This is a genomic window from Amycolatopsis sp. NBC_01307, assembly GCF_035975215.1.
In the GTDB taxonomy this organism is placed as follows: Bacteria; Actinomycetota; Actinomycetes; order Mycobacteriales; family Pseudonocardiaceae; genus Amycolatopsis.
Genome location: NZ_CP108403.1, coordinates 2,880,356 through 2,888,759, shown reverse-complemented (window position 1 = coordinate 2,888,759; position 8,404 = coordinate 2,880,356). Strand labels below are relative to the sequence as shown.

Genomic DNA, 8,404 nt, shown 5'->3' with positions numbered 1-8,404 from the left:
TTCACGAGATCCCGAACTCCTTGCCGAGCAGGTCGAACATTTCGTCGTCCGAAGCCGCGAGGACGACGTCGCCGGCGACGCGGTCGGACCGCATCCCGTCGAGCAGCCCGTGCAGCCGGCGGGTGAGGTCGTCCTTGCGGACGTCGCTGAGCTGGGCGCCCGCCAGCGCCCGTTCCAGCCGGTCCAGTTCTTCGGTCAGCGGATCGGCCGCCGGCCGGTCCGCCGGCACCAGCTCGGTCCGCAGGAACTGCGCGAGCGCGAGCGGCGTCGGGTGGTCGAAGACGATGCCCTGCGCCAGGTTCAGCCCGGTGCGGCGAGCCAGGAGGTTGCGGAACTCGACCGCGCTCAGCGAGTCGAAGCCGAGACCGCCGAACTTGGCCTCCGGCTCGATCGCGTCCGGTGACGCGTGCCCGAGGATCATCGCGGCCGCCGTCCGCACCGCGCGGGACAGCGTGCTGACCCGCTCCGGCTCGGACATCGCGGCCAGCTCGTCCACGAGCGACGTTTCCGCGGCCTCCGGTTCACGCCGCGCGGCCTCGACGGCGGCGCGGGCGGCCGGGACCCCGTCGAGCAGGTGCGTCATCCGCATCAGCGCCATGCCCGGCGCGTAACGGCTCCAGTCGATGTCGGCGACGGTCAGCGAGACGTCGCCGCGGCGCAGGGCCTCGCCGAGGGCGAGGATCGCGCGTCTCGGCGCGAGGGCCGCGGCACCACTGCGGCGCATGCGTTCCTGGATCGCCGGGTCGGCGGCCATGCCGACCTCGCCCCAGGCGCCCCAGGCGACCGACGTCGCGGCCAGCCCGTCCCGGGCGCGTTGTTCGGCGAGGGCGTCGAGCACGGCGTTGGCGGCGGCGTAACTGCCCTGGCCGGGCCCGCCGACGGTGCCGGCGATCGAGGCGAACAGCACGAACATGCTCAGGTCGTGGTCCGCGGTCAGCTCGTGCAGGTTGAGCGCGGCGGCCGTCTTGGGCCGCAGCACGGTCTCGAACCGGCCCGGGTCGACGGCGTCGACCACGCAGTCGTCCAGCACACCGGCGGCGTGCACCACACCGCGCAGCGGGAACTCGGCCGGCAGTCCCTGGATGAGGCCGGCCAGCGCGGTCCTGTCGGAAACGTCGCAGGCGGCGACGGTCACGCGGGCCCCGGACGCCGTCAGGTCGTCGGCGAGTTCCCGCGCACCCGGCGCGTCGAGGCCGCGGCGGCTGGTGAGCACGATGTGCCCGGCACCTTCGTCGGCGAGCCAGTGCGCGAGCTTGCCGCCCAGCGCGCCGGTACCACCGGTGACGATGACCGTGCCGTCCTTCGGGACGGCGGCCCGGTCCGGCACCGGCGCTCCGGCCGGGGCTGGCACGAGACGGCGGACGTGCGCGCCGCCGGGGCGCAGCGCGAGCTGGTCCTCCTCCCCCGCCGCGGCCAGCGTCGCGGGCAGGCGGGTGAGCGCACGGGGGTCGAAGTCGGCGGGCAGGTCGACGAGGCCGCCCCAGCGGCCGGGGTACTCCATCGCGGCCACCCGGCCCAGGCCCCAGACGGCGGCCTGCGCCAGGCTCCCGGCCGCGTCGGCCGGGCCGATCCGGACGGCGCCGGTGGTGACGCACCACAGCGGCGCGTCGACCCCGGCGTCGCCGAGGGCCTGGACGAGCGCGGCCGTCGTCGCCAGCCCGGCAGGCACCGACGGCGTGTCGGCCGCGGGTTCCTCGTCGAGCGCGAGCAGGGACAAGACTCCTGCCGGGCGCGGGAAGCTTTCGAGCAGCGCGGTGATCCGGTCGTGGAGGACGTCGCGGTCCGGGGTGTCGACGACCAGCCGGACGGTGTCGGCACCGAGCGCGTCCACGATGACGTCGATGCGCTCGTCGCCGTCGAGGGCGGCGGGCACGGCGACCAGCCAGTCTTCGCGGCGCGGCGCGGCGGTGGCCGTCAGGGGCTGCCAGTCGACGCGGTAGCGCCAGCCGTCGGTGATCGTGCGGTCCACGTGTCCCTTGCGCCGCGCGGACAGCGCGGGCAGGACACGGGCGAGTTCGTCGGCGTCCGCGTCGAGTTCCGCGGCCAGCCCGGTGAAGTCGGCGCCGTCGAGGGCGGCCCAGAACTCTTCGTCACCGCCGCTTTCCACCGGCGTCGCGACGGCCACCGGCTGCGGCCAGAACCGCTCCCCCGCGAACGGGTAGGTCGGCAGGGCGACGCCCCGCGCGTCGGCGCCGGCGAAGAACGCGGGCCAGGCCACGTCGACGCCGTCGGTGTGCAGGCGGGCCAGCGCGGTGACGACCGTGGTCTCTTCGTCGCGGCCCGACCGCAGCAGCGGCACGAGCACGGCGTCGTCGAGGATTTCCGCGGCCATGCCGGACAGCACGCCGTCCGGGCCGACCTCGACGAACCGGGTGACACCACGGGCGGCGAGATCGGCGACGACGTCACCGAAGCGGACGGTCTGGCGGACGTGGTCGACCCAGTACTGCGCGGTGGCCAGCAGCTCACGCTCGGGCCGCCCGGTCACGCCGGACACGATCGCCCGCCGCGGCACACGCAGGTCGAGCCCGGCGACGACCTTCGCGAAGTCGTCCAGCATCGGCTCCATCAACGGCGAGTGGAACGCGTGGCTGACGGTGATCCGCCGCGCCTTCTCGAAGTGCGCGGCGACGGCTTCGGCGGCCGCCTCGGTCCCGGCGATCACGACGGACGCGGGCCCGTTGACCGCGGCGAGCGAGACGTCCGGGCCGAGCAGCGGCAGCACCTCGTCGGCGCTCGCCCGCAGCGCGATCATCGCGCCGCCCTCCGGCAGCTCCTGCATCAGCCGGGCGCGGGCGGCGACGAGCGTGCACGCGTCTTCCAGGGACAGCACCCCGGCACCGTGCGCGGCGGCGATCTCGCCGATCGAGTGGCCGGCGAAGTGGTCGGCCCGCACGCCCCAGGACTCGATCAGCCGCAGCAGCGCGACTTCCAGCGCGAAGATCGCGGGCTGCGCCCAGCCGGTGGTGTCGAGCAGCGCCGCGTCGTCGCCGAAGACGACCTCACGCAGTGATCCCTCGAACTGCGCGCAGACCTCGTCGAAGGCGTCGCGGAAGACCGGGAAGCGGGTGTGCAGCTCGCGGCCCATGCCGAGCCGCTGTGCGCCCTGCCCGGTGAACAGCAGCGCGAGGCCACCGTCGCGGGCCGTGCCCTCGACGACGTTCCCGGACTCGTCCCCGGCGGCCAAGGCGGCCAGGCCGGACCTGAGCGCGGCCGGGTCGGCGCCGACGACGACCGCGCGGTGGGCCAGCGCGGCGCGTCGGGTCGCGAGGGCGAGCCCGGTGGCGGCGAGCGGCGTGGTCTCCGCGTCGATCAGCCGGGCGGCCTGGGCCTGCAGTGTGGACCGGCTCGCCGCGGACAGCACCCACGGGACGACCGCGGGTTCCGGGTCCGGCTTCCGCGCCGGGGCGGCCGGGGCCTGTTCCAGGACGACGTGGGCGTTCGTGCCGCTGACGCCGAAGGCGGAGACGCCGGCGCGGCGCGGGCGCTCGGCGGCGGGCCACGGTGTCGGCTCGGTGACCAGCTCGATGGCGCCGGTCGTCCAGTCCACATGGGACGACGGGGCGTCGACGTGCAGGGTCGGTGGCACGACGCCGTGGCGCATCGCCTGGACCATCTTGATGATCCCGCCGACCCCGGCGGCCGCTTGCGTGTGGCCGATGTTGGACTTGAACGAGCCGAGCAGTAGGGGGTTCTCGCGGTCCTGGCCGTAGGTGGCCAGCAGCGCCTGGGCCTCGATCGGGTCACCCAGCGTGGTGCCGGTGCCGTGCGCCTCGACGACGTCGACGTCCGATGTGGACAGTCCGGCGTCCTCCAGCGCGGCGCGGATCACCCGGCGCTGGGACGGGCCGTTGGGGGCGGTGATGCCGTTGGACGCGCCGTCGGAGTTGACCGCCGAGCCGCGCACCACGGCGAGGACCTCGTGGCCGTTGCGGCGGGCGTCGGAGAGGCGTTCGACGACGAGCATGCCGACGCCTTCGGCCCAGCCGGTGCCGTCGGCCGCGTCGGCGAACGCCTTGCAGCGCCCGTCCGGGGCGAGGCCGCCCTGCTGGCTGGTGCCGAGGAAGTAGTTGGCGCTGGACATCACGAGCACGCCGCCGACGACGGCGAGCGAGCACTCGCCGCCCCGCAGCGCCTGGCTCGCGAGGTGCAGCGCGACGAGCGACGACGAACAGGCCGTGTCGACGGTCATCGACGGGCCTTCGAGGCCCAGCACGTAGGACACCCGGCCGGAGACGGCGCTCGCCGCGTTGCCGAGGCCCGCGTGCGCGCCGACGTCGGCGTCGCTGCCGGCGAGCACGCTCGCGTAGTCCTGGCCGTTGGTGCCGACGAACACGCCGGTCGCGCTGGCGCGCAGGCCGAGCGGGTCGATCCCGGCGTCTTCCAGGGCCTCCCACGACGTCTCGAGCACCTGGCGCTGCTGCGGGTCCATGGCGAGGGCCTCGCGGGGCGAGATGCCGAAGAAGGACGCGTCGAAGCGGTCGATCTCGTCGAGGAAGCCGCCGTACGTCGTGGCGGACGCGCCCGCGGCGAGCGTGGCGAGGTCCCAGCCGCGGTCGGCGGGGAACGGGCCGACGGCGTCGTCGCCGTTCGAGACCATCGTCCAGAGGTCGGCCGGGGACCGGACGCCACCGGGGTAACGGCAGCTCATCCCGACGATGACGACCGGGTCGTCACCGCGCGCCCGGGTGCGGCGGACCGGTCCGGTGCGCTCGGCTTCGCCGAAGAGGCCGGCGAGCAGCAGCTGGGCGACGTCGGCCGGGGTGGGGTGGTCGAACACCAGCGTGGCCGGGAGCTCCAAGGTCGTCGCGGCGGTCAGGCGGTTGCGGAGTTCGACCGACATCATCGAGTCGAAGCCGAGGTCGGTGAACGGCTGGCCGGTGCCGACCGCGCCGGTGTCGCCGTGGCCGAGCACGGCGGCGACGGTGGTGCGGACCAGGTCTTCGGCCGCGCGGGTGCGGTCGGCCTCGCCGAGCTCGGCCCAGTTCCCGGCCAGCGGGGTGGCGGCGACGCGCGCGACCGGCCCGGCGGCGAGGTCCGACAGGTCGGCCAGGCCGGTGCCGCCGGCGAACTCGACCGCACCGGCCAGGAACACGGGCCGATCGGCGGAGTCGAGCAGGGCCAGGCTCACGGACGCGTCATCGAGCGGCGCCACCCGCAGCCGCAGCCGGGTCATGCCCTGGGCGTGCAGCGAGACGCCGCGCCAGACCCGGGGTTCCGGGGCGGGCTCGCCGTCGGCGACGCAGGCGCGCAGCGCCTCGGCCAGCATGAGCGGGTGGAGGTCGAAGTGGCCGTCGAGGGTGTCCGGCAGGGTGATGTCCGTGCGGTACGCGCCTTCGGTGAGCACCGCGGGTTCCGGGCCGGGCCCGGCGGCGAGGGTGCCGGTGGCGTGGTGGGTCCAGTCCGGCACGTCGGTGCCGGCGGGCGCGCTGTGGACGTCGATCGGGCGGCGGCCGTCGGCCTCGGGCGAGCCGACGCGCACCTGCAGGACCAGGGCGTCGGACGGGCCGAGCACCAGCGGCGTGGTGAGCGTCAGTTCGGTGATCTCCGGGCAGCCGAGGTTGCGGGCCGCGCGCAGGGCGAGTTCGAGGAACCCGGTGCCGGGGAAAGTGATCCGGCCGGCGTCGAGATGTGCGGCGAGCCACGGCTGGGTGGCCAGCGAGAGCGTCCCGGTGAGCAGGGACTCGGTCGTTCCGGCGACGTCGAGGGCGGCGCCGAGCAGCGGGTGGCGGACGGCCGCGAGGCCGAGCCCGGCGGCGTTGCCGGCGCGGACGGTGAGCGTGGGCCAGTACCGCTCGCGCTGGAACGGGTAGGTGGGCAGGTCGACCAGGCGGGCCCCGGCGAGCACGGCCGTCCAGTCGACGATGCCGCCGCCGACGTGCAGCGCGGCCAGGCCGGTGACCAGCGTGGTGTCCTCGTCGTGGTCACGGCGGGACAGCGGCACGACGACGGCCGCGTCGACCAGGCCGGACAGCACGGCGTCCGGGCCGACCTCGGCGAACCGCGTCACGCCGGCTTCGGCGAGCCGGGACAGGGCGTCGCCGAAGCGGACGGTGTCGCGGACCTGCCGGACCCAGTACTCCGGGTCGGTGACGTCGCCGGCCGAGACCACCGGAACGCGCGGGGTGGCAAAAGCGAGGTGCGCGACGACCTGGCGGAAGTCGTCCAGCATCGGCTCCATCAGGACCGAGTGGAAGGCGTGCGAGACGCGCAGGCGGCGGTGCTTGGCGAACTTCGCGGCGACCGCGACGACGGCGTCCTCGACGCCGGAGAGCACGACCGACTCCGGGCCGTTGACGGCGGCGATGTCGACGCCGTCCGCCAGCACCAGCTGAACGTCCACTTCGGACGCGCGCACGGCGACCATCACGCCGCCCTCGGGCAGCGCGCCCATCAGCCGGGCGCGGGCCGCGACCAGCGTGCAGGCGTCGTCGAGGGTGAGAACGCCGGCGACGTGCGCGGCGGCGATCTCGCCGACCGAGTGCCCGGCGACGTGGTCCGGACGCACGCCCCAGGTGTCGAGGAGCTTCGCCAGCGCGACCTCGAACGCGAAGAGCGCGGGCTGCGCGAACTCCGTCCGGTCGATCCGCTCGTCGCCGAGGGCGTCACGCAGATCCGGGAACCGCTCGACGATCTCGTCGAAGGCGGCCGCGAAGGCCGGGTAGACCTCGGCCAAGCGGCGGCCCATGTGCTGGTGCTGCGCGCCCTGGCCGGAGAAGAGGAACGCCGTCTCGCCGCGGACCGCGGACGCCGTTGTGACGCCGGGAGCCGCGCCCTTGTCGAGCCAGCCGCGCAGCGCTTCCCGCAGGGTCGCGGAGTCCGGGCCGACTGCGGCCAGGCCGTGTTCGAACCCCGCGCGCGTCACCGCCGAGGACAGGGCGACGTCGGCAGCGGGTGTCGTGTCGGTGGTGGCGGTGAGAAGGCGCTCGACCTGGGCCCGCAACGCCGTCTCGGAGCGGGCCGAGGCGAACCACGGCACCGGACCCGGGGTGGTCGTGAGCTCGACGGTTTCGGGTTCGGGGGCCTGTTCGACGATGGTGTGGGCGTTGGTGCCGCTGACCCCGAACGACGACACCGCCGCGCGGCGCGGGCGGTCGGTCTCGGGCCAGGACACCTGCTCGGTGACCGGGGTGACGGCGCCGGCGGACCAGTCGACCTGGGACGACGGCGTCTCGGCGTGCAGCGTGCGCGGCACTTCGCCGTGCCGGATCGCCATGACCATCTTGATGATCCCGGCGACCCCGGCGGCGGCCTGGGTGTGGCCGAAGTTCGACTTCACCGAACCCAGCAGCAGCGGGGTCTCGCGGTCCTTGCCGTAGGTCGCGAGCAGCGCCTGCGCCTCGATCGGGTCGCCCAGCTTCGTGCCGGTGCCGTGGGCTTCCACGACGTCGACGTCGTTCGTCGTCAGGCCGGACGCGGCGAGCGCGGAGCGGATCACGCGCTGCTGCGACGGTCCATTGGGGACGGTCAGGCCGCTGCTGGCGCCGTCGGAGTTCACGGCGGTGCCGCGCAGCACGGCGAGCACCGGGTGGCCGTGGCGCTGCGCGTCGGAAAGCCTTTCCAGCACGAGGATGCCGGCGCCTTCGGACCAGCCGACGCCGTCGGCGCCGTCGGCGAACGCCTTGCAGCGGCCGTCCGGCGCGAGGCCGCCCTGCTTGCTGAACTCCGCGAACGCCTCGGGCGTCGCCATCACCGTGACGCCGCCCGCGAGCGCCAGGGAGCACTCACCGGAGCGCAGGGACTGCGTCGCCCAGTGCGCGGCGACCAGCGAGGACGAACAAGCCGTGTCGACGGTGACCGAGGCGCCTTCGAACCCGAAGGCGTAGGCGATCCGGCCGGACAGCACGGCGGCGGTGTTGCCGGTGCCGGTGTGCCCTTCGACGGTCTCGCCGGAGGCGGCGAGGAGCTTGCCGTAGCTCTGGCCGTTGGTGCCGACGAAGACGCCGGTGCGGCTGCCGCGCAGGCTCGCGGGGACGATCCGGGCGCGTTCGAGGGCCTCCCAGGTGACCTCCAGCAGCACGCGCTGCTGCGGGTCCATGGCGAGGGCCTCGCGCGGTGAGATGCGGAAGAAACCGGCGTCGAAGCGGTCGGGCTCGTCGACGAAGCCGCCGCGCCAGGCGTCGACGTCACCGAGGCTGACGGTACTGCGGTCGACGCCGGCGAGCAGCGCGTCCCAGCCGCGGCCCGCGGGCAGCGGCCCGATCGCGTCGGTGCCGGCCGCGACGAGGTCCCACAGCTGCTCCGGCGAACAGACGCCGCCGGGGAACCGGCAGCCGATCCCGATCACGGCGATCGGCTCGGACGCGGCCGTCTCGAACTCGCGCACGCGCTGCCGGGACCGGTGCAGGTCGGCGGTGACGCGCTTGAGGTAGTCACGAAGCTGGCTCTCGCTAGCCATCCTGGC

Annotated in this window: 1 protein-coding gene; it reads right to left on the bottom strand. The window is 75.0% G+C overall.

What is annotated here, in order from left to right; all coding sequences use genetic code 11:
- Position 1: 1 nt before the first annotated feature.
- A complete protein-coding gene (locus tag OG439_RS12400; protein WP_326949531.1) occupies positions 2-8,398 on the bottom strand; it encodes a type I polyketide synthase in 8,397 nt (2,798 codons plus the stop codon).
- Between the last annotated feature and the right edge of the window lie 6 nt (positions 8,399-8,404).

Bases quoted from the DNA above. Each gene is read 5' to 3' on its own strand.
- OG439_RS12400 (WP_326949531.1), bottom strand. From the start codon at position 8,398: ATGGCTAGCGAGAGCCAGCTTCGTGACTACCTCAAGCGCGTCACCGCC.